Origin of the sequence: Halocatena salina, from assembly GCF_023115355.1 — an archaeon.
Taxonomy (GTDB): domain Archaea; phylum Halobacteriota; class Halobacteria; order Halobacteriales; family Haloarculaceae; genus Halocatena; species Halocatena salina.
This window is the reverse complement of record NZ_CP096023.1, coordinates 67,853-89,949: the sequence shown is the minus strand read 5'-3', so window position 1 is coordinate 89,949 and position 22,097 is coordinate 67,853. Positions and strand designations below refer to the sequence as shown.

The window sequence follows — 22,097 nt, the reverse complement described above, 5'->3', positions numbered from 1 at the left end:
AGTATGGATTTCTACAAACCATCATTTCACTGATTCTAGTGTCGGCTGGATTGATTTGTCATGTTCAGAGCTCTGCGAAATTTAATCCAGTATGGTTGGTTTCATCGTTTGTCGTGCATGAGGAGTTCATCTGCCTGCCCTCAGAGTCTACGGAGTAATCCGGTGCAGGTAGATGAGCGTACTTAACATGGTGGTCGATAGTAAAGGTAAGGATGAGTATGAAATCTTTCGACTGCGGTACGCTCATCGATGGGATAGCTAATGAACCGATACGAGACGCAGTTGTTCTCGTCAAGGACGGAATCATTGAAGAGATTGGCCCTCAAGAGTCGGTCTCCGTACCGGATAACGCAGAGCAAATCGACCACTCCAATGAAATCGTTATCCCCGGCTTGATCGACGCGCATGTGCATCTCACCGGCAAGCAGTCGATGAATCCGTTTCAGGCACTGACAACTGGAAGGGTTGAAAGCGCTGCTCGTGCAACTGCCGACTGCCGAAAACTCCTCGACGCAGGCTTCACCACTGTCCGTGATGTTGGCAGTGGAACGGCTCTTGGACTCAAAGCAGCAATCAATACAGGTGATATCCCCGGTCCACGCGTCTTCTCAAGCGGGCCGCCTATCAACCAGACCGGTGGTCACATAGACGCCCATTTCCTTCCTATCGAATGGCTTGATATCGACCAGAGTCCGCATACCCGTTCGAACTGGTTCAGCGATCGAATTCTTGCGGATGGTCCCGCCGAATGTCGGAAGGCGGCACGTCGAAACATCAGAGAAGGCGTCGACCTCTTGAAGATCGCGACGACCGGTGGAGTAATATCGGAAAAGGATCATCCTCAACAACAGCAGTATACGGACGATGAGATCGCAGCAATCACCGAAGAGGCTCATCGTGTCGGTATTGATGTCGCCTCCCATGCCCAAGGGAGTGAAGGAGTTAAATCCGCCCTGCGCAACGGGGTCGACACAATCGAACACGGGTTCTATTTGGATGACAAGGCAATTGAGATGATGTTGGAGACCGACGCTACGTTCGTGCCGACACTCTCGGTGATGCACCAGATTGTTACTGAGGGATCAGACCATGGCATGCCGGAGTACGGGCTCCGAAAGGCTCGCGAAGCCTGGGAAGCGCACATTGAGTCCACTCAATCGGCGTATGAGGCCGGCGTGCCAATCGCCCTTGCGACGGACTTCCTCGGTAACGAATTCACGCCTTACGGGAAGGAAAATTTGCTTGAGGCTGAATTATTCGTTGAGGAAATCGGTATGACCGAAATGGACGTTGTCAAGGCCGCAACAAGCGTCGCAGCCCGTACGATTCCTGATGCCCGTGTAGGGGGGATCAAACCCGGTAATCACGCTGATTTCGTAGCAATCGACATCGATCCTCTGTCGGACATCAGTGCACTTCGCGAAACGAACACTGTCTACAAGGGGGGACACCCAGGGGAGGCATCCGCACCGTCGTATCGAGAGGAGCAATAACACAATCTGGTTCCTCTCTTCCTTATCAACAGAAGTCGGGTAGGTGGGTTCGTCATGCATATCCACCTACGAAATTTAGACACTCGATATAGATTTCGAGACTAGTCGTATGAGAGATCAACCTGCCTGACTTCAGTATGAGAGGTCAAGGAGCTTCTCCTCAGCGTTGTGTAAATGTTCGTGAAACGTCGAGGTCGTGATTTCCAGTTCGGTGGCGAGCTCGCCCGCGGATGTCTCCTTCGGCTGGCGGTAATATCCTCGCTTGCGCGCCAACTGGAAGACCTCCCGCTGTCGGTGGGTCAGCTGATCGATCGGGAGAGAATCGCCCGGTACCGTCCGGTCCGCACGAGAAATCGACTGGATAGCTATCTCTGCCCCTTCTTGGTCTCGAATGTCGTCAAGCTGTGCTCGAATCATCGATCGATCGTCGGTTGAGAACACCGTCCACCGTTCACTCTCACCGTGTATGTCGCCGGGTTCAGCGTAAACGAATCCTCGAGAGGTGAACGCCTCGCTGATTTGGGTCGTCCCATCGTGTTCTACGAGCAACTCGCGCCTTGCGTTCCCTGGGGCAGGGAAATCTTGCTGTCGATACTGTTGCGTCATCTCTGAAACCGAATGTACCGACGAGTGTGCTCGAACCAGATCGAGTGCTTCCTCGATCGTCGCCTGCGTATCAGCATACGTGGTAAAGTGCGTTGTCGCCTGGCCATCATCGCGCGTGTAGACGCCATAGCCGAGGAATCCGACATCGATTTGTTCGGTCACCTCCAGCACCCAGCAGCCTGGATGCCACACGTCGAACGTGAGACGAAGGGCATCGTCCGAACTGATTGCGTCCATACGTTCCCTCAGTAGCGAACAGGTAAAAGTGGAACTGCGTTGCTATATTTTAGCATGACTCCGCTGGCCCCTCACATTGTGCCTTCCTATTGATGTTCATCGAAGGAGGTGATTCCTGCTATAGCAGGTCATGTTTCTACCCCCCTCCCGATCCCCCGATAGCGTATGGTACGATACCGAAACCTGACTCTCTTCGTTTTGTTAGGAGTTATTTGGGGCGGAACATATCCAGCTATCAGGATCGGACTTAATGAACTGCCACCGGTTCTGTTCGCCGCGTTTCGGTACGAGATCGGGGCACTCGTCATGCTCGCGTACGTGGTGCACCGTAAGGACTACTGGCGACCGCGAACCCGTGCTGACTGGCTTACTGTCGGTATCGGAGCGGTCTTCATCATCGCTATTTACAATGCACTATTATTCATAGGAGAGACAACGGTTCCAAGTGCGATAGCTGGGATCGTCGTCGCTACAATGCCAATTCTCACAGCGGTATTCTCACGTACACTCCTCCCGAGCGGACGCATCACGCTGGTCGATAGCGGTGGCATTGTACTCGGGTTCGCGGGGATTTTGCTCATCTCACGCCCGGATCCGTCGAACCTCCTTACCAGCGACCTTCTCGGGCAGTTCCTGCTCCTGGTTGCCGCGGCAAGCTTCGCCTTCGGAAGCGTCCTCACGGAGAGATTCACCGCCGAACAACCGGTCGAGACGATGGAAGCGTGGGCAATGATCGTCGGCGCGATTCTGCTGCATGGTACTGCAATGGTTCGGTCCCCGACGAGCTTCATTGCCGTCGAGTGGACGCTCTCGTCGGTCGTGCTAATTGGGTATTTGGGAGTGGTGGCGAGTGCGGTCGCCTATTTCATTTATTTTGATCTTCTCGACCGAGTCGGCGCATTCGAGATGAGCTTCATAACGTACGTATCAGCTGCGTTTGGGGCGTTTTTCGGCTGGTTGCTCCTCGACGAGCGGATTAGTCTCTTTACCGTCGGAGGATATCTGGCGATCGTGGGCGGATTCTTACTCCTCAAAAAAGAGGAGATTCATCAGGAATTCCGACAGCAATTCGCCCCCAAATCAGTCGATGGAGACTAAAATAATACATGAATAATACGAATGACACGAAAGTAACCACTAAGAACGGGTCTCTAGTGAAGACAATCGGCGGATACGAGATAAGCGTCCTCAGTCTCGCTTGGAGCGGGTTCTGGATTGGAATACTCATTGCATTTATCCTTATACGTCATCCTCGGCATATTCCGACGATCCTAGTTGTGCTCGGTGCGACTGGCCTTCTCATAATCGAGCCGATCAATGCCGTGTGGAGATATCCTTACTATCGGATTGCATTCGGCGTATTCCTGGTGTTTCCGGGCCTCTACGCGATCGCGACTGCTGGACTTCGCGTCTCTGTTGCATTGATCATCCTTGGCGGTGCGTTCATCCTTGGTACTGAAATGACCGCACTACTACGAGATGACTGACTTCACACGTCGCACATGATAACAGAAATCGGCGCCCTGGATATGAGTTCTTATTGCCAAACCCATTAATAAAATATCATTATTCAACTATGTCGGCAATAAACCACACGACAGCGGTAGATGCTCTCGTTGAACAAGCTGATAATCTGTGCGATCTCCACGATCACATTACACGAGTGATCGCTCGATTGGAAATTTCGCGAGAGATGTTCTCCGACCAGTATCCTCATTCCAACAAAGCGACGTTTGAGTTCGACTCGGTCGTTGTGATGTTCCTCTACCAGTATGCGCGCGGAGTCACCCAGACAGAATTGTACCGTCGAATGAAGGGGGCTGCGTACGTCTGGCTCCGCTTCGAGTTACCCCGACCACCCACCCAGCAAGCCATCAGTTACATCTGGCGCAATAGATTGTCACTCGCTGATCGCCGGACAATCAAAGCGACCGCCAACGCGATTCGAGATGTCGCCAGCGACCACGACATCATCGCCGACGGCGAGCCGCGCCTCGATCCTGAAACGGTGGACGCCACCGAGATCACCGACGATCACGTTATGGACGCCGTCGAGACAGCACGCGAGCATGGGCTGAACGAGTTCGACACGAAGCGGGCGAGCAACGTCACGTTCGAGGATCTCGTCTTTTTTGAGCGACAAGCCTACCTAAACATGGCGGACAGAGGAACGACGACACGATCTGTCGGGGCAACGCAGCGATTTGCACGACTCAGCGACCGAGCGGAAACGCCCCATCCAGACACCCATCTCCGCACGATGAAACAGACCGCGACCCCACCGAAACAGACCAGGCTCACCGAGTACGCGAACGGGCGGCGACCGACAGACTGGCAGCGTATCCGTGATGAGGTACTCACTCCCTTTCACCGAGGTGTCGAAACGATCCTCGACGAGGTTAGGGAGAACGGCGGGCTCCATGAGCCAGCCATTGCCGCCATTGATATCACGCCGTGGCCGGTGTACGCTTCTCCCTACAGAGACGATGACAACGTGGCATGGGACGACGAGTCCGTAATCGTGAACGGTGAAAAGCGGTACCCGCGAGTTGACTACCCAGAGATGGTACATGGGCTGAAAGGAAAACACGAACGCGGATACGCGATGGCGACGATCACCATCGTTGGAGAGGACACACCAATCGTTCTCGGCATTGAACCGGTGCGTCGGGACTCCGCGTGGGAGTCAGGAGATGCTGGAGACACGTCACAGGAACGTATCGTCGAACAGTTACTGAAACAAGCCGAGCAACACGTAGACATCCACAAGGTGTTCTGTGACCGCGCATTCGATGCGAACGGCGTCCGGGATGCAATCGATCGTCATGATATGACCTACCTCATCCCAAAACGAACATACGAAGCCGAGATCGAGGATATCGAGGAGCTAGAACGGGAGTCCGTGACCGGCGTAGGCATTGTGCGGAACGTACCTCACGGATATGAAGATCGGGTTCACACCGGGAGCATCATGTACGTCCCCTCGACGAAGGACGACGGACATCATGCCGTGTTCACGACGAATCGTGATGTACCGCTGGAACAGGTACAGGGATTCACCGGCCAGTACACGCATCGCTGGGCAATCGAGAACGAATACAAGACCATCAAGCAACACTTTCTGCCGACGGTCGCGTCCATGGATTACCGGGTGCGGTTTCTGTATTTCGTGATCGGCGTCGTCATGTATAACGTGTGGCGGGTGACGAACCTATTGTTCCGGGATACTGTGGAGGTGCATCTTGGAGAGCACCCACCGATTCCAGCGGGCGAGTTCATTGAGCTTCTTGCGTTCTGCCTCGTGCCGGGCGACTGACAGGATCTGTGTTCGTTCTCGTGTTCACCACGTTCTCGATAGCCGCTGTACCCAGTCGCGCTCCTTGTTCCTGTCAGTTATCCTCATTCAGATATCAAGTTCGCATCGAGTGGTGCGTCACATTCAGCGAAATCGTTCCATTATCCGCGAGACGAGTCCCCGATCGCTAGATTCGTTTGTCAAATCAGTCATCCTCCGAAAGTCTGATCCCCCCATCGTTGGAGAGGACACACCAATCGTTCTCGGCATTGAACCGGTGCGTCGGGACTCCGCGTGGGAGTCAGGAGATGCTGGAGACACGTCACAGGAACGTATCGTCGAACAGTTACTGAAACAAGCCGAGCAACACGTAGACATCCACAAGGTGTTCGGTGATCGCGCATTCGATGCGAACGGCGTCCGGGATGCAATCGCCCGTCATGATATGACCTACCTCATCCCAAAACGAACATACGAAGCCGAGATCGAAGATATCGAGGAGCTAGAACGGGAGTCCGTGACCGACGTGGGCGTTGTACGGAACGTACCTCACGGATATGAAGATCGGGTTCACACCGGGAGCATCATGTACGTCCCCTCGATGAAGGACGACGGACATCATGCCGTGTTCACGACGAATCGTGATGTACCGCTGGAACAGGTACAGGGATTCACCGGCCAGTACACGCATCGCTGGGCAATCGAGAACGAATACAAGACCATCAAGCAACACTTTCTGCCGACGGTCGCGTCCATGGATTACCGGTGCGGTTTCTGTATTTCGTGATCGGCGTCGTCATGTATAACGTGTGACGGGTGACGAACCTATTGTTCCGGGATACTGTGGAGGTGCATCTTGGAGAGCACCCACCGATTCCAGCGGGCGAGTTCATTGAGATTCTTGCGTTCTGCCTCGTGCCGGGCGACTGACGGGATCTGTGTTCGTTCTCGTGTTCACCACGTTCTCGATAGCCGCTGTACCCGGTCACGCCACTTATTACTATCAGTTACTCTCGTTTAGATATCAAGTTCGCATCGAGTAGTGCGTCACATTCAGCGAAATCGTTCCATTATCTGCGAAACGAGTCATCGATCGCTGGATTCGTTTATCAAATCAGTCATCCTCCGAAAGTCTGTTGCCCCAGAGGTTCGGCGTTTGGATAGCTATAAATCACCTGTGTGCTGATGAATTGCCGATTACCAGTTCCAAGCAGTGGCTATACATTGAGAGCGGTAGTCTCAACTTCCGCTGCCCCTTGGAATCCCCCAGCTGTCCGGTATATTGATCTTCATGACTATTTATTTATTGATATTATGATATTAGTCTTTCGAGGCGAAGAGTGCTGTTTCCCCGCTTAGACACCCGTCAGTGGCTGACCTCAGCAGATAGTATCATCGAGGCGACTTCTTCAAGCAGGAGTAGGTTCGGGATCGACGACTGACTTAGGGTGGGAAATATAGCGACCAGAGCACCGAGACGAAGTTGTTGACACTACAGCACGCCAGTATCGCGACGGGGACACTTTCTCCGCTAGTAAATTTAGAAATCTATCCCCGATTTCACAAGTCGCCTTCTTCAAGTCCGGTCAATATGCTCTGTGATGAATTCTGTGAACGTAGGATCTTGACGCTCAGCGATACGCTCCGCAATATCAAGACCGAGGTCATGTGTTTGCTCATTCTGCAAGGCAGTCTCAACAAGCTTCTTCGACTTCTCATCAAAATCTCGCAGTGGCGGCCAATCGTCCTGCATCACGAGTTCGGAATAGACCTTGATTGTCTTTCCAGTATGCTCTGAGATCTCCGTCAGAAGATATGATTCGAGTTCATCCCAGCCGGAACTTTCTGTTACTACGGCGGGAATTGACGACACTAATAGTTGCTCTACACTCAACAAGTCAGGTTCCTCCTCCATACTGTTGAGATACTGGATAAAATACGTGAACTCACGCGAATACTCGGTCGGGTCGGCAACAGTCCGGAGACGCCACTGCCACAAATCCCTTACAAGGGGCCAGTAACTGCTCTCAGAGGGGCTTGGCTGCTCGCCTGACCAGTTGAGAAGTGTCGTTATTGCTTGAGTCGCGTCGTCGGGAGAGGCGACAGAATAAAAATGGTTGACGAGGCTATCGTCGCTCAGATCTTCGATCTCATTGACGTACACTTTCATAACGTGACCCGCCTGTCTCCGCTTCATTCCGGGCGTATGGTCGACTTCTTCTTTGAGCAGAAGATCTACGCCGCGAAAATACCTCTCTCGTAGCAGCTCGAATATTGGTTCAACGACTCCATTTTGAGCAATGTAGCCGTTCCAGGTAGCTCCAAATCGCTGCCGTTCTACTTGACTGTCGCCTAGCGGAAAGACCCGATCAAGGTTCGATTCGACAAGTGCGGGATCCAGCCGCCAAAGTGTCCATAAGCATGATCCGATAGCCGCGGGTACCGACAAACTTGAGTCTTCAAAGAGCGTTGCTATCCGTTCACGGACATCTGGTTCCAAGGCTGATCGATTCTCCGCGGTAGATCCATCGAAATCTCGCCGGTCTGCTTTCCTCAGTGAAAAAGATGCTAATCCGAGCAAAGCAAGTGGACGAACTGCGTCGTGGGTTTCATTAAAATGATCGCGGCTTTGCTTCGTCTCTTTCGGAGAAGGAGTGTCATCAACGGGGTGCGGATCAGCTGTAAGGGAGAGTAGCATCGATTCTATACGATTCGCATGCCGGATGACTATACCTGGATTCTCCTGTGATGTCGTCAGCAGCAACCAGCACACACTTATCCGGGCCTCAACGCTCCACTCGTCCGAACCTTCTTTGACAATTCTCTCGCACAGTTTGAGTACGGGATTCCAGTCAAATGTCCGTCCGTCTTCAACGGCGGATCTGAGCGCTCCAAGGCAGGCAGCTACGTAGAGCGGATTTTCCGCTTGGCTGAGTCGAGGCAGTTCGCTGACGAACGCGTCAGGTTGTTCCTTGATTAACTTGCTGACTTGTTCGCTAAGTCCGCGGGGAGTTCGTTCAATCAGAAACTCCTCACCTTCTCCTTCATCAGGGTGAGAATCTGGCTCCCAGTCGATACAGAGATCGATAACTTCTCGTGGCGTGTATTGCGCTAACTCTTCTTCGTCGACCGGTCCTTTCCTTTCAACTGCTCCACCTTCTGAGATCATATGGGCAGTCGTCGGGTCATTTGGCTCACCGTATTGGTCAACGAGTTCGTCCAATTTTTGAGTGTATTTCGATGGAAGCTCGTTCCGAATTACCCACCAGAATATCAATCGCTGTCGGTCGATAGAGTCATTGATGTTTTGAGCATGCTCTTGATTTGAACGCTCAGGAAACGCCTCCTCAGCGCGTTTGCGAAGTACCTCTCGGTTGGCACCGTCGTCGATAATTTCGAGAATCCGATGCTGATCATCGTCCGAGAGAATACTGAAACCATCGCGGAGCAGCGGCAGAAATTCATATTGAATACGAGGTTCGAAGTAGTTTGACCGGATCATCAGCTCCCGCTTCGTCAACCCTGGATATATCTCTAAATTTTCATGAAGTAAGTAAAGCCCAAGACGTTTGAAAACGCCAATTCCCCCAAGATACGATGCGACGATCCGTTCTCGATCCTCTGATGATGGGTTCCCTTCGATCCATTGCTGAAGTGAATCTCGGAGAGTTGTAAGAAGGTGTTCTTTCAAATTTAAGTTCCGAACAGAAGTGATAGACTCTATTTCACGCGGCCAAGTTATGTCTTCTACCGCCATCTCTCTGACCTCAGTTTCAAAATCAAGCGCCAGTCGTAGATTTCTAGTTAGAACGTCAATCACGCCTGTTCCTGTTTGATGCAGGAATCCGTTCATTGTACGTTCAATAACGTCCTCTACAAGATATATGGCGACGACCGGTTCCGCCTTCTTGCGGGCGGAGAATAGACTGTCAGATGTTGGTTCATTAGACTGACTTTTGGTCGGTGAAGAGGTCCGCGGCTGTAACAACGCTTTAAACACGGGCAGCGCGTCAACCGCTCTCCCATCATCAACAAGCGTTGTAGTAAACTCTACAAGTCTGTCGCCGAAGTGATTTGCTTTAGCCGTGCGTCTAAGCCAGCTCGCAAATACCGTGGCGTTGCGCCGAGCGAACTCATCGGGCAACTGTTCGATAGCAGAGAGCAGACGACACAGCACTAGCTCATCTTCGCTTTCAGTGATATGCACTACGCGTTCAACCGCTTCTGGCACCTCGGTCGCAACGCGTTCGAGGTATTGTGCCATCGGCCTCGTCGGCTGGATGAGTCGGTTCTGCTCCAACAGTGGTGAGATCCATAGGGGGTTGTATAGGCCATTGTAGAAAGCTGTGGCCAATCGCGAACGCTCTTCTAACGCATTGAGAAATGAGTTGGTGATTGATGCATCGAGTATTTCTGCATCCCAGCTCCCGATTTCCTCAACGAGTTGTACACCGGCATAGTAGCCGAGCGAATGCCGCTTCTTACCTGCGGTTTCGCTCAAAGCGCGACGCACGAACTGCGCGGCTAGCTCAGGTTCCTGTGTTCGATATATCTTCGCCATCCAACAGAGAGCGTCCGCCGCGACACGCTCGTCGATCCTATCATTGACAACCTGAGCTGCGAACCACCCTTGATCAGTCGCGTCCCGTGCGTAGAAGTACGCCTCCAACTGCTCGTGCCAAAACCGATGTTGCCGGCCGTGAACGTGTTCGAGGACTCCTCTGCTCACTAAGCGCTCGTCCTCGTCCCGGCCTCGCTCGATAGTAACCCTCCGATCACGACTACGTAGCGATTCGCGGGCGAGTTCCGCGGCTCGTCGCACTATGTCCCAGTTTTTGGTATCTGCTACGTCAGACTTTCGGTGGATCAGGGACTCCCGGTACTGTTCCCATAACGATACATCTTCCTCGATAGTCGAATAATTCACTTCTGCGTCAGAATCATCCGAGCCGATGCTTGCAATGAGCGAGAGGTGTAGCGGGCTCGTACCGAGGTCAACCAACTCCTCGGAGATATCACGTTCTGGAACGCCCATCTCTATCAGCACACGTCTCGAATTGGCTTCATCAAGCGGCGAGAGTTCTACCGAGGCGAACCGCTCGCTCTCTCGTAGCCGCCTGTACTCTCGGCGTTCCTCGTAGTCCCAAGCCCGGCACGCACAAAGGACGCTTACGTTTTCGAGGTCGGCACAATCGAGCAGCACGTCTCGAAGTACTTGGTCGGTCCCGCGACCTCGAACGCTGTCGAGTTGGTCGAAAGCAATCAGACACCCTCCGAATTCATCACGCATGCGCTTGATGACATGTAGTAGGGAATTGTGGAGGGCGAACTCGTCCCGCAGCCCACCTCGGGTTGTGACACGACCGAGTTCTCTCGCATCGATGAAATAGACAGGTTCCGGTGGTTCCCAATTTCGTATAACGGTACGGAGAACAGTCGACTTACCGACGCCTCCAGGACCTACGACTGTCGTTGCTCGCCGATCACGCAGTCTCTCAACGATCCGATTGACCTGTGACTCGTGGATTTGAAAATCAATACCGGGATACAACTCGTCTCGTTCAAGTGCCCGCTTGGTATGATTTTCGAGTACTCCAAGGTCATCCCTGAGCTCGTCCCGCAGCTCGTGAACCAGATCACGCAACCCGGACAACTCTGCCTGTCTATCTGACAGCTTCTGGACGTAATCAACTAAAAGAGGGATTCCCGAAGAGGGACGACGAGCCACGTTCTGCTGGAATAGTTCGACAAATTCACGAGCTGCACCCTCTACGTCAACGTCTTTATCAGCCTCTTCAGCTAGCGCAGCAGCCAGCTCAGCCATCACGTCTTCTCGGTCTTGCTGGTGGAAGTTCTCGACCGTATCCGTGTCGAGTTCCTTAGTAAAGATTGCTTCTAAGGCTGCGGGTGACACTTCATATTGCTTAGCGGTATCTTCGATCGCGTTCTCAATAGAGTTCTGGAGGAATTGCTCCTCGTCTACTTCGGCCTTGCCGCGTTTTAGCGTGTCGTAGGCGAGGTTTGCGAAAACACCAACGCCGAGTGCCTCCACGACCATCTTTCTCTGTGGATAGAGCTCCCTCTCAATAACCCTTTCCTCGGGGGAAGAGCTACGCCGGAATGTTTGATTCTGCTATGGCGAATATATCAACCAGAGTCAGTTTTCCAATGGTCCAACGGTATCAATAGTAGTTCCACAGCGGTCGTGCCTGCTGCTCGTTGACATCGAGATTCTTAATGAATGTGAACTACCGTATCTGGTTGTCCGCCTTGAAGACATCTTCTTCGATGTGCTCTTCGAACGCGGAGAGCGTCTCTCGATTCTGCCGGTGCTATTAATAGTGGTTATTATGTTTATCGTTTGGTAGCGCCTGTGACTGCTTCGATATGCTCAACTGCTATCTCAGCATCCGGGCGGCGTCGAACTTCGACCGGCCACCGATCGACACCAGCGGGGGAGATGACGAATGGCGGATGAAAGGGCCTCCTTCGAGAACGCTTATCGCGTCGGCCGTGCCGTTGCTGACAGGATCGCCGAAAACTGGACAAGATGGCGTGACAAACCAGACTATCAAGAATAGCTGTGGTCTCTTGCTCGATAGTCCTCTGTGCCTCAAGACACGAGGAGGCTGCATCTATTTTGTTTATTTCTTTGTAATATATACTACCACACAAATATTACCATCTCAAACGTACGCTCTATTGTTTTCCTCTTTCCTCCTTTTCTCCGTGGCTCGACCAATGAACGGATCCCTGTCTGGTTCGATTGTTCGATGTCGAGTTGGAGAGTTATTCCAGGCACTGCCACCACGACATCCACGAATGAAAGGGGACGAAACGAGAGCTGCGATTCAGCAATGGGTCCTTTATTACTCATTACCGACTGGGGGTGGATACACGCACAGATAGCTGGCTGCTCGCCTCACGAGGGATCAGTGTCAGTCGCACAATCCCTGCATTGGGATCAACGTACTCAACTTCCAGGCTAGTTTGCTGCTCGATACTGACCAAATGTTACTTGACCTAGTGGATTATAGTATGATACAATTGTCTTATGAACAGTTTCGAGTACCGGGGCGAGTGGTGGCTTGCCAAGGACGAAGAGGAAGAACGGGTTGCTGGAATACTGGAATTCGATCCAAATGATGGAGACGAACTGGAACTCATCGGGGCATTCGACGACATCGGACACACCCGCTCTCGAGAAGTCGACGTTATTAATGGAGAAATCACCAACGGAAAAGTTATCACATTACAAGATTGTTTTATCAATCACAGCGGGGGATCAAGTACACTTCAGACGCAATCGTGCAAGGTGGGAATGATCTTCACCAATGTCTTATTCAGTGAAAACAATTTTGAATTGGAAAAAGTCTGCGTTTCATTTCCTCTACTTGAGATGTGGACTGCGACGAACACTGTCCACAGACCAGAGGGTCAAATAATCGGAGCTGAAATATCGGAATTTGAAACGAAAGAGGCTAGATTAAACAATGCAACAATACGGCTTAACATCACACAATCAACCCAACAACAAGAGTGGAAAGGAATAGAACTCACCCAACAAGCGTATTTCTACATTGAATTAGACGAGCCAGATTCGTTTGATGTCTATCTCAACGACTATATCCGCCATCTCCAGCACTTCATTTGCTTAGCAGTTGACGAACCAGTTACTCCAGTGGACCTCACCGGATACTATGAAGAGGACGGGCAAACACACACGACAGATATCGTTTATCAAGTATCTAATCTACCTGAAGTCCCTGATAAGAAACATCCTAACAGGGTACAATTCTATCTACATGATATCAACTTTGAGGTGGCTCTCCAGAATTGGTTTGAGGATGCCGAGGGTGCGGAGATGCTCCACAACCTCTACTTCGGTACGCAGTACAACGAGAACATGTTTCAAGAATATAGCTTTTTCTCATTGGTCATCGCTCTCGAACATTACCAGAGCTATCTCTTCCCAAATCACAGGTTGATGAACAAGGACGAATATGACGACCTACACAAGCAGATACGCGAGACGATGCCTGACGATGCAGCCGCCAAAGATCGTATCAATAATCTGCTTCGGAGTATCGGGAACAAAGGATCGCTACACGACCAATTGAGCATGGTTCTCTACGAATACGAAGACATTCTAGGGGATCTCACCGATATAGAACAGATGGTTCGTGACGCAAAGAATAACAGGCACACTATCGCTCACGGTCTCGACAATGACTACAACATCAATGAACTGAGCGATACGGCCGAAAAACTTCAGGTCGCGGTTGAGGTAATTCTTTTAAAAGTAGTAAGACTTGATCCAGATCATATTAAGAAGAAACTAAAAAAGAACCGACGTCACAAATTGTGACTGATCTCGGATTATATAGATCCCGCCGTCACCACGTGGATGGAACGGACCGGCAACCTTCCTCAGCGCCGGTTGCGATCCAGACGACCATGTACGCCGAATCGAGGAGGTCCGGTGAGCGTTCGAGGCGCTCTTTGATGTCGTCTTTCGGGTCGAGCCGGAACACCTCGGCGTCGTATTTCCCGACGTAGGTTTCGTCAAAGGTGACCGACCGAGCAGCGGCGAACAGCTCCTCACGGAGTCGTGTCGAATCGATCGCGAGCGAGTCCTTGAGCTGCTTCCCAAGGAAACCCATACCCTCTGACCACGCGTTCTTGTATTCGGTCGGTTCGAAGGGCAGCCCTCCCGATTTGAATCGAACCACGTTGGGGTACCAGGTGTTGATGTTATCAGCGAGAGCCGACCCCTCGCCGATCGCGTCGATCGCGAACGGACATCGCCAGTCACCGAGGAGATCGCGGATGTGGTCCTCGTTGGCGACGTGGTCCATTCCCCGCCAGTAGTCGAGTACCCGGAGGTCGTCGCCGAAGAGTGCAGACAGCGCATTGTAATCACTACTATCGCGGGCGACGTCCAGTGCTAGTACCTTAGGGGGTGGTGATGACGGTGATCGGTTCCCGGTCAAACGCATCCTCGACATGAGTCGGAGAGAATGGCCGGTGAACGCTCGCGGTATCGGGTGGGATCTTGCCAAGCCCACGTTTGTACCAGCGCTCGTCGAGGCCGTCTTGTCCGTAGGAGTTTCGTGCAGCCTCGACACCCGGCCACTCGAGCGCGTTGTACCGACGCCAGTCTTTTTTGATCTTGTGGAGGGTGGCGAGTCCGTCGATCTCCCGCTCCGGGTCGTACATCAAGTCATACACAACGTTGATCTCATTATCTGGGGGATTGGCGATCGCGATAATTCGGTCGCGCTCGTTAATCACCAACGACTCCATCGCCCCGATCACGTCGTGGTCGACGTCGTCCTTGTCGGCCTCCTTGATGATCGCTAAGGTATACGCCGAGTGGACACCTTCGAGCTCGCCAGCATCCTTCGGTGAGCTCGCCTCGAAGTACTGCTCCAGGTCACTGTCGACATCGATCCGATCGGGTTGCTTCTTGTTGGTGCCTGGGAGTGGAATCCGAGCGTTGTCATGGAGGAATTCGACCGGGCGGCAGTACGTCCGACGCATCTTCTTCTCGGTCCCGCTCATCGCAAACGCGACCGCCGGATACAGACAACACAGCCAGATGTTCGTGATCACCACCAAGATGTACGATTTTCCGAGCCTGTTGACCGTAATCAAGGGGGTTCTCGTTTCGAACGAGGGCCCGACAGATTCGTTGCTAAGCCGGGATGACGAACAGGCCGAGATAATCCTTGGTCACATTCTCAAGCCAGATGATGTCACCGCTAGTCGCTCGACTATAGTAGTGCGACGGCAGCTCGGAGGAACGCCATCGGGTGTCGTGCTACGCATTACCTGTACCTCTGGCTGAGAGACGTAGGATCTACTGTCTCTATCGAACGATAGGGGGATTCGCCCCCAGTTAACTGGCGTGCATGGTACTTTCGGGGTGCGATTTATCAGTCGCCATAAATTTCAAAAGCCATTCGAGGGGAGATATGGAGTGTCCGTCCTAACAGTGATCTATCGTCATCTCTCCGGGACACGTCGGTTGGATGACTACCCTCTTTCACTTTCAGTAAGGACACCGATTATTTATGCGGCTGCAGTATCAAGATTGATGTACCTGCGTATCGCAAGAACAACCAGTCCTAGTCGCTCAACTCTCATGTCCATTGACCATCCTCCTGCTGAACGACCGATTCTCCAGAAGGTTGAGAACGGTCTAAAGCGGGCAGTTAAGGATGATCCTGACCTTGACTGGCCAGATGACGGGAAAGGAACTCGCATCCGATGTCAAAAATACACTGAACAAGCAGTCGTCCATTTCACGCAAAACGATGATGGTCCAGTTCTAACTTCCTCATGGTACAAATTCGGTAAAACATATCCTGCGTCTCCTTCTGGTGCGAATTTAAGTGATGGACAGTTCCAGAGTCCAAATATTCGAAAGAGCGAAATTTTTGATGTAACTCCTGACGATATAGCCCACTTTTTCACCTATGAGGCTGACAAGCCACCACTCAATGAAAAGTATTGGTACATGTCCTCATTAGACTTCTTAGAACGATTCTACAATATCTACGCTCCTGATAGTTATCTGGAACTTTATCTCCAAAACATCGAATTACGGCGTATATTCGAAGATACTATACATGAAATCAGTAGTCTACGTGCGAGCCAAAGTGGCTCGGCTACTTCGCTCAGTGATTTTGGCAGTAGTACAGCGGTCGATTACTACAAGCGAGCAGGCAGGACTACAGCTCGTATGCAGATGGAACTGGCGACTCTTCCGGAACTGGAAGAAGCACTAGAGCCGGTCCGAGAATTTACCGATCTCGTAGAAGACGTGTTGATGGAACTCGCTAGGGTGGAACAGTCTGATTTGAAGGCTCGCCATAGGGCCACGATTGAATCACTCAAAGAGTTCTATAACACGTGGACATGGGTATATCCAGCGGCACTTATGATGCAAGAGACAGCTGAAGGCCCGAACTCTAATTGGGTTATCAGCCAAGCGGAGGAGAAACAGGAATTTCTACGTGATTCATACACTTCTAAACTTAAAAATCAACGGCGTCTCTGTGCAGAGGCAGAACTACTTCCAAGAGTACGGAATTATCCCTCTCGTGATGATGAGGTTGCATCGGCTATTAGTGGAATGATGAGAACTGTTGATCAAATGGATGAGTAAGAGGAAAAATAACCATAGTAATGACCAACTAGAGGTATTTACTGATACATCTGTTCTGTTTAACTTTGCTCTTGATGTTCAACAACATCGTGCCGATGAACTACTTGTGCACCATGAATGTATCGTCGTTGCGAGTGATACCGTAAAACGGGAGTTCGAGGGTGTGATGGAACGACGTCAGCGGATTCACACGCAATTGCTTCCGTACATCAAACGAAATGAAGTTCAGCACTTCGAGCCAGAGAACCCTGATTCACTTACCCCGAATGATTGGGGATACGTCCAGGATTTCCGAGACACACTGAGTGAGTTGAAACCGGCTGAAGCTGCTCATCGAGTACAAGAAAGAAATCGTCAACTCAAACAGGGCTACCGGGAAATCTTTGAATTTGATTCACCGTACGTTATACTTGTACAGGTACCATCTCGTGATGCTAGTCTCCTCGGAAACTTATCTGGAATTGTGCAGAACGATGCTGATGCCCGTATTCTTTGTGACGCTGTTGAGTGGAGACGAGACGGCGGTTCGGGACTTTTCCTAACTTCTGATACAGGTGATATGCTGGCAGATACTGCCGAGGATGAAAATGAATCAGAGGAGAGTTCCGAACTCCCAGATAGTTTCGTGAGCTTCCTTTCGGGTGACTCTCGGTCACTCCCTCAAAAGATCAACGACGCTATTCAACGTCGATATGATGAATGTTGCTACCTCGATATCCATTCAATAGATTCCTTCCTCGATCAATATTAGTTCTCAATGATGGTTGGCGGCTATAAACCATCGGCATAGTAGTCCCTTGTCATCCATGACCAGTGCTAGTGTTCCTCTTCATTCGGTGCGAGATTGAACTTCTCAGCAAACATCCGAAACTCCTTCGGGAGTTTCGTATCCCTCGAGCACTTATACTTCAACCAGTCCTGGGCAGTTGCTTCGGCGATGAGCTTCGCTGCTCTTCGGGCCATCCTCAGCGAGCGTTTCGGTCATCGCATCGTGAGCATCTTGCTCGTGATCGGAGAGATCCGACAGGGCGTGGCTCAAGTAGACTCCGTGTTTGTAGTTCGGATTATCTTTCCCTTCTCCTTGCGTCCCGCCGTGCATTTGACACCGTCTGCTTCGTGGACGTCCACTTTCATCCGTGACCGGCCAAGATTCACAGTATCCCCAGTTAGGTAGTATCCAGCACGACCGTCCAACCAGCTTTCCGGAGCGCCCGCGCAAGTACATACCACCCAGATGGAGCACTGGTAAGAGATTGGTTGAAACCTCAAGGATACCGTGCCGCAGTTGGCATCGGGTGGTTGGCTTGATCCACCACGTCCATCTCACTGTTGGGCGATCTGGATCAGGTTCCCGCACGTGTCGTCGAAGACGGCCATCGTGGCGCCCCCGACGGTCATCGGCTCCTGAGTGAACTCGACGCCTTGCTCGCTCAGGCGTTCGTATTCGGCCTCTACATCCTCGCATCCGAACATGGTCCAGGGGATGCCGTTGGTGACGAGCGCATCGCGGTATGCCTCGAGTTCCTCGACCACTGCTGGGTTCTCCGTGGGTTCTAGGAGCAACTCGACGCCGTCGAGCGAGTTGGGCCCAACCACGGTCAACCAGCTCGCCTCGCCTACTGGTTCGTCGGTCTTCTTCTCGAAGCCAAGGATATTTGTGTAAAACTCTATGGCTTTCTGCTGATCGTCTACGGGTACGCTTGTTACAGTGATTTCCATTTGGTTAACTCCTCTCGGTTTCCGTGTCAGTGTCGTTCTCGACCAGACGGTCCAGCCAGGCTGCTGCCGCCTTGGTACGTATCGTGGTGCTTCTCCACCATCCGAGAAACGATCGGTGATCTATTAACAGTAACAGATCAAACTGAGTACGTCAGTTTCTGGTCGCCAATCAGGACGGCTAATTATTCCTGGAGCTTTTCGCGTTGATCAACAAACCACTCTTTTCTGGGCTCAGCCCCACGTCCAGTCGAGAGTTCGATGCCTTCACGACACCATTCCTTCGCCGATTCGATGTCATCGAGGGTCCAGCAGATCTCGACGAGGTCGCGAAGTCCGATGAACACACACTGAGCGAGATCGTCGTCTTTGAATATCTCTCTCGCTGCTTCGAACCGCTCTCTAGCGGTTATGAGATCACCTTCCGACCGTTCGATGCGAGCGATATCACATAGTGAATGAGCTTTTCTGTGTCGTCGACCTTTCTCTTCATTGACTTCAAGTGCCATTTCATGATAACGCTTCGCGGTAGAGAGATCGTCCCGTTCAGCTGCGATTATTCCGAGATTTGTGAAACTCCTGGCAATTCCATACCCATCATCTACTTCTTGGTGTATCGAGAGAGCACTTTCGTGATAGGCTTCGGCTTTATCAAGTGCTCCTCGTTTGAACGCGACAACACCGAGATTACCGAGACTTCGGGCACGACCTGGTTGATCACCGATCTCCCGTTTGATAGCGATCGCCTCTCGATGATATTGTTCGGCAACCGATAAATTATCACGTTCTGAGGCAACGACACCGAGATTACCGAGCGTTTTGGCTCCACCATGTCGATCGCCGCTGTCGCGTCTGACAGCAAGTGCCCGTTCGAGATACTCACGTGCTTCGTCGTATCTCTCCCGGCGTAGTGCAACTAGCCCTCTATTGCTGAGACTCTCCGCTTTGTTGAAATTCTCATTTGAGCCGTGTTGTGTCGAGAGCCACGCTTCGTTAAACACTTTGGTGCTTTCTAAGTTCTCTCGCTCTGTGGAGACCATTCGAGGGGTGCTCAGTGTTCTCGTTTCGTCGTGATGCCCCTCTATTTGTCTGTGTTTAGATAATGCCGTTTCATGATACTCTTCTGCTTCATCGAAGTATCCCCTTTCTGCAGCGATGAGTCCAAGTCCACTGAGACACCGTGCCTGTCCACGCTTGTTGTCGATCGACCGCTGGACCGACAGCGCCTCTTCATACCGTTCTTTGGCGGCACTCAAGTCTCCTTGTTGATATATAACAACGCCAAGATTGGTGATGCTCCGTGCTCGATCGATCGGTATATCGAGCTTTTCCTGTATCGTGAGTGATTTTTCGTACCACTCTTCGGCTGCTTCTAGATCCCCTTTGAGCTGTGCGACAACGCCACGCTTGCCAAATATCCTTGCCCGTCTCCGTTCTGCTTCCGAGAGTTCGTCCGTCGCTCCGGTAATTATCTCTTCTGCACAGTCGAATTCGGCGCGTGCGGCTTCGAATGCGCCCCGGTCGAGATGGATATTTCCACGGCTGATATACCATCGAACCGAGCCGAGCACCGAACATTGTTTCGGAAGCGTGACTCGCCACATTTTCGGCGTGCCATACAGGGTTCCAAGTGGTGGATGTGATCGCCCAATCGTAGCTATCTGTTCGAGATATCGGTCTGCACTCACCTCTGGTGATGATTCGATTCCTTCGAACAGTTCGGAGTCGGAGCGTTCCCATCGACGAATCTGCTCGCGACGCTCGGGGCTATCGATCACTCGAAAGAGCGCTTCGATCGACCGTTCGAATCGATCACTCGCGATCCGCTCGCCGGCTTCTTCGAGAGTTCGTTCGAGATACAACGACGACCAGAGTTGATGGGGTGTTCGATACGACTGCCCCTCTGTTTCTAAGGCGATTCCTTCGAGAAACGAGAGCGTATTATCGATGGTCCGATGATCATCTCTGTCCTGTGCCAGTGCGTGAACCAGAGCTGAATCGACAGGTAATCCAGCTGCGTTTAGAACGTTCACCATCACTGCGACCGTCTGTGGTAGATCACGTCCGTCGGCGAACTCTCTGATCCGTTCGTATGCCTGGATCACGTCGGAATGGAGTGCAGAAACCGGTCGGTCGGTGTCGATCGATGGGCCCGTGAGCCGATAGGCGACGACGAGGGGCCCACCGATATCGGCGTCCTGAATCTCTGTGTGGAGTTGCGATGGGGTTCGGTTGACCGGCCGCTCGGTCAACGATTCGAATTTATCAATCGCTCGTTGACATTCTCGTTCATCGAACGGTGGTATCTCTACCACACTGAGCTCGTGTCGATGTTGTTCAAAGGTCGCGTGTCGTCCGATGTCCGATGCGGCCTCCCACTCGCCGTATCGAGCATCGAAGAGAAAGGTAACGTTGTCGCTGTCGTTAACTGCGGCCAGTACCTCGAAGATGGTACTCGCACTTCCACTCGTTGCATCCTCCACCACAACGAGTACGGGTTCGGTTTCTGATCGAATGGACTTTAGCAGCGTTGCTGGTGTTTCGAACGACGTCGTCGTTGTACTGCTCCGATAGTAAACGCTACCGGTTTCCTCGTCTTCGTACCATCGACAGGCGACCTGTTTACACGTCGTACTTTTTCCGGTTCCTCCCTCACCAAGCACGACGATGTGTTCACCACTCGACAGGCGACCGTACACATCCTCTGCGATCGTGCGATCGTCGTCAGTGTCCGATGGTCGTCTTCTGGTCAATGCATATCCCGCACTGACATCAGCGAGGGTGAATCCGGTCCGCCACGCTTTTTCTGGATCTCCCGGCTCGGTACGTTCGAAGTATAACTGATCCAGGCGGACGAATCCGGCATTGCCCAGCGAAGTGATTCGGTGTCGCCGCAGATCTCGTTCGATTTCTTTGAGTCTATTCATGATTGATTCGGCAGCAGTTGATAGGTCGATAGCCGTCTCCATCGTGAATTGTTCTGCCAGCTCAGTTCCAGCGATTCGCTCAGTGAACTCTCGAATGATACATCTAAATGCGTCCGTAACCGCCGTTTCCACGGCATTCCGCACGGATGGATTCGAGTCGTAATCGACCGGCAGTCCTGCACCGATGCCGGTCGATATTCGCACAATTGCTTCGGTTTCGGTTTCGAATCTAACCGTTCGACTACCCATCGCTTCGGCGATTGCCGTCCAGTCGATGTCGTCGGTTGCGAGATCAATTCTAGCGTCCTCCTCAAACGAATCTTCGATGTTTTTCTTTAAAACATTGGTGAAAATTGTTGTAAATTCACTTACATCATTGGAATATTTTTTCTCTAGAAGGGCTTTTCGGACCCTATCTAGCCCAATCCCACCACCGCATGCGAGTCCAGTCGCAACGAGGTTTATCCCGATCGACTCGATCATCTATTGGTATATCATTGAGTGTTGAAAATAAGTATTTTACTATTAAATTTATTTATCTATATTATATTGATACGAAAATATATGTGGTTGATACAGTCAGTGCTGTACTGGCCACTAACAACTCTCGATAGCTCTGGGTTTGAAAATGTCATCCTGTCGGATTCACT

15 protein-coding genes are annotated in these 22,097 nt (G+C 51.8%); 8 read left to right on the top strand and 7 right to left on the bottom strand.

The window, feature by feature from the left end; all coding sequences use genetic code 11:
- The first annotated feature begins 212 nt into the window (after nt 1-212).
- Nucleotides 213-1,493 carry a metal-dependent hydrolase family protein gene (locus MW046_RS18990; RefSeq protein ID WP_247995893.1) on the top strand — a complete coding sequence of 427 codons (1,281 nt, stop codon included), beginning with the start codon at nt 213-215 and terminating at the stop codon, nt 1,491-1,493.
- 132 nt (nt 1,494-1,625) lie between these two features.
- Here the strand turns inward: MW046_RS18990 and MW046_RS18985 are convergent, their stop codons facing one another.
- The gene (locus tag MW046_RS18985) at nt 1,626-2,336 is read right to left on the bottom strand and encodes a helix-turn-helix domain-containing protein (RefSeq protein ID WP_247995892.1); all 711 of its coding nucleotides are present in this window, start codon (nt 2,334-2,336) and stop codon (nt 1,626-1,628) included.
- Nucleotides 2,337-2,501: 165 nt separating this feature from the next.
- On the opposite strand from MW046_RS18985, the gene MW046_RS18980 reads away from it, so the two are divergent.
- From MW046_RS18980 to MW046_RS18965, 4 genes are all read left to right on the top strand, one after another.
- Complete coding sequence (locus MW046_RS18980) at nt 2,502-3,434, top strand: DMT family transporter (protein ID WP_247995891.1); 933 nt, start codon at nt 2,502-2,504, stop codon at nt 3,432-3,434.
- A gap of 8 nt (nt 3,435-3,442) precedes the next feature.
- A complete protein-coding gene (locus tag MW046_RS18975; RefSeq protein WP_247996005.1) occupies nt 3,443-3,823 on the top strand; it encodes a hypothetical protein in 381 nt (126 codons plus the stop codon).
- A 206-nt stretch (nt 3,824-4,029) separates the two neighbouring features.
- A complete protein-coding gene (locus MW046_RS18970; RefSeq protein WP_247996004.1) occupies nt 4,030-5,652 on the top strand; it encodes a transposase in 1,623 nt (540 codons plus the stop codon).
- Nucleotides 5,653-5,764: 112 nt separating this feature from the next.
- Entirely contained in the window at nt 5,765-6,418 is a 654-nt protein-coding gene (locus tag MW046_RS18965) for a transposase (protein ID WP_247996003.1), read from the top strand.
- 789 nt (nt 6,419-7,207) lie between these two features.
- Here the strand turns inward: MW046_RS18965 and MW046_RS18960 are convergent.
- Nucleotides 7,208-11,689 carry an NACHT domain-containing protein gene (locus MW046_RS18960; RefSeq protein ID WP_247996002.1) on the bottom strand — a complete coding sequence of 1,494 codons (4,482 nt, stop codon included), beginning with the start codon at nt 11,687-11,689 and terminating at the stop codon, nt 7,208-7,210.
- 996 nt (nt 11,690-12,685) lie between these two features.
- Here MW046_RS18960 and MW046_RS18955 point away from each other — a divergent pair.
- Complete coding sequence (locus MW046_RS18955; protein ID WP_247996001.1) at nt 12,686-13,999, top strand: ApeA N-terminal domain 1-containing protein; 1,314 nt, start codon at nt 12,686-12,688, stop codon at nt 13,997-13,999.
- A gap of 28 nt (nt 14,000-14,027) precedes the next feature.
- Here MW046_RS18955 and MW046_RS18950 read toward each other — a convergent pair whose 3' ends face one another.
- A complete protein-coding gene (locus MW046_RS18950) occupies nt 14,028-14,624 on the bottom strand; it encodes a hypothetical protein (RefSeq protein ID WP_247996000.1) in 597 nt (198 codons plus the stop codon).
- The gene (locus tag MW046_RS18945; RefSeq protein WP_247995999.1) at nt 14,587-15,249 is read right to left on the bottom strand and encodes a hypothetical protein; all 663 of its coding nucleotides are present in this window, start codon (nt 15,247-15,249) and stop codon (nt 14,587-14,589) included. Before MW046_RS18945 ends, MW046_RS18950 begins: the two co-directional genes overlap by 38 nt.
- A gap of 364 nt (nt 15,250-15,613) precedes the next feature.
- On the opposite strand from MW046_RS18945, the gene MW046_RS18940 reads away from it, so the two are divergent.
- Nucleotides 15,614-16,804 carry a DUF8098 family protein gene (locus tag MW046_RS18940; protein ID WP_247995998.1) on the top strand — a complete coding sequence of 397 codons (1,191 nt, stop codon included), beginning with the start codon at nt 15,614-15,616 and terminating at the stop codon, nt 16,802-16,804.
- Nucleotides 16,797-17,555 (top strand): DUF8169 family protein, encoded by a 759-nt coding sequence (locus MW046_RS18935; protein ID WP_247995997.1) that lies wholly within the window; start codon nt 16,797-16,799, stop codon nt 17,553-17,555. The genes MW046_RS18940 and MW046_RS18935 overlap by 8 nt, the downstream gene beginning before the upstream one ends.
- A gap of 150 nt (nt 17,556-17,705) precedes the next feature.
- Here MW046_RS18935 and MW046_RS18930 read toward each other — a convergent pair whose 3' ends face one another.
- The 3 genes from MW046_RS18930 to MW046_RS18920 all read right to left on the bottom strand — a co-directional run bounded on the left by MW046_RS18930 (nt 17,706) and on the right by MW046_RS18920 (nt 21,930).
- Nucleotides 17,706-17,903: a hypothetical protein gene (locus MW046_RS18930; protein WP_247995996.1), complete on the bottom strand. Its 198-nt coding sequence runs from the start codon at nt 17,901-17,903 to the stop codon at nt 17,706-17,708.
- 224 nt (nt 17,904-18,127) lie between these two features.
- Nucleotides 18,128-18,523, bottom strand: a complete 396-nt coding sequence (locus MW046_RS18925; RefSeq protein WP_247995995.1) for a VOC family protein — start codon at nt 18,521-18,523, stop codon at nt 18,128-18,130.
- Nucleotides 18,524-18,705: 182 nt separating this feature from the next.
- Nucleotides 18,706-21,930 (bottom strand): tetratricopeptide repeat protein, encoded by a 3,225-nt coding sequence (locus MW046_RS18920; RefSeq protein ID WP_247995994.1) that lies wholly within the window; start codon nt 21,928-21,930, stop codon nt 18,706-18,708.
- Nucleotides 21,931-22,097 lie beyond the last annotated feature (167 nt).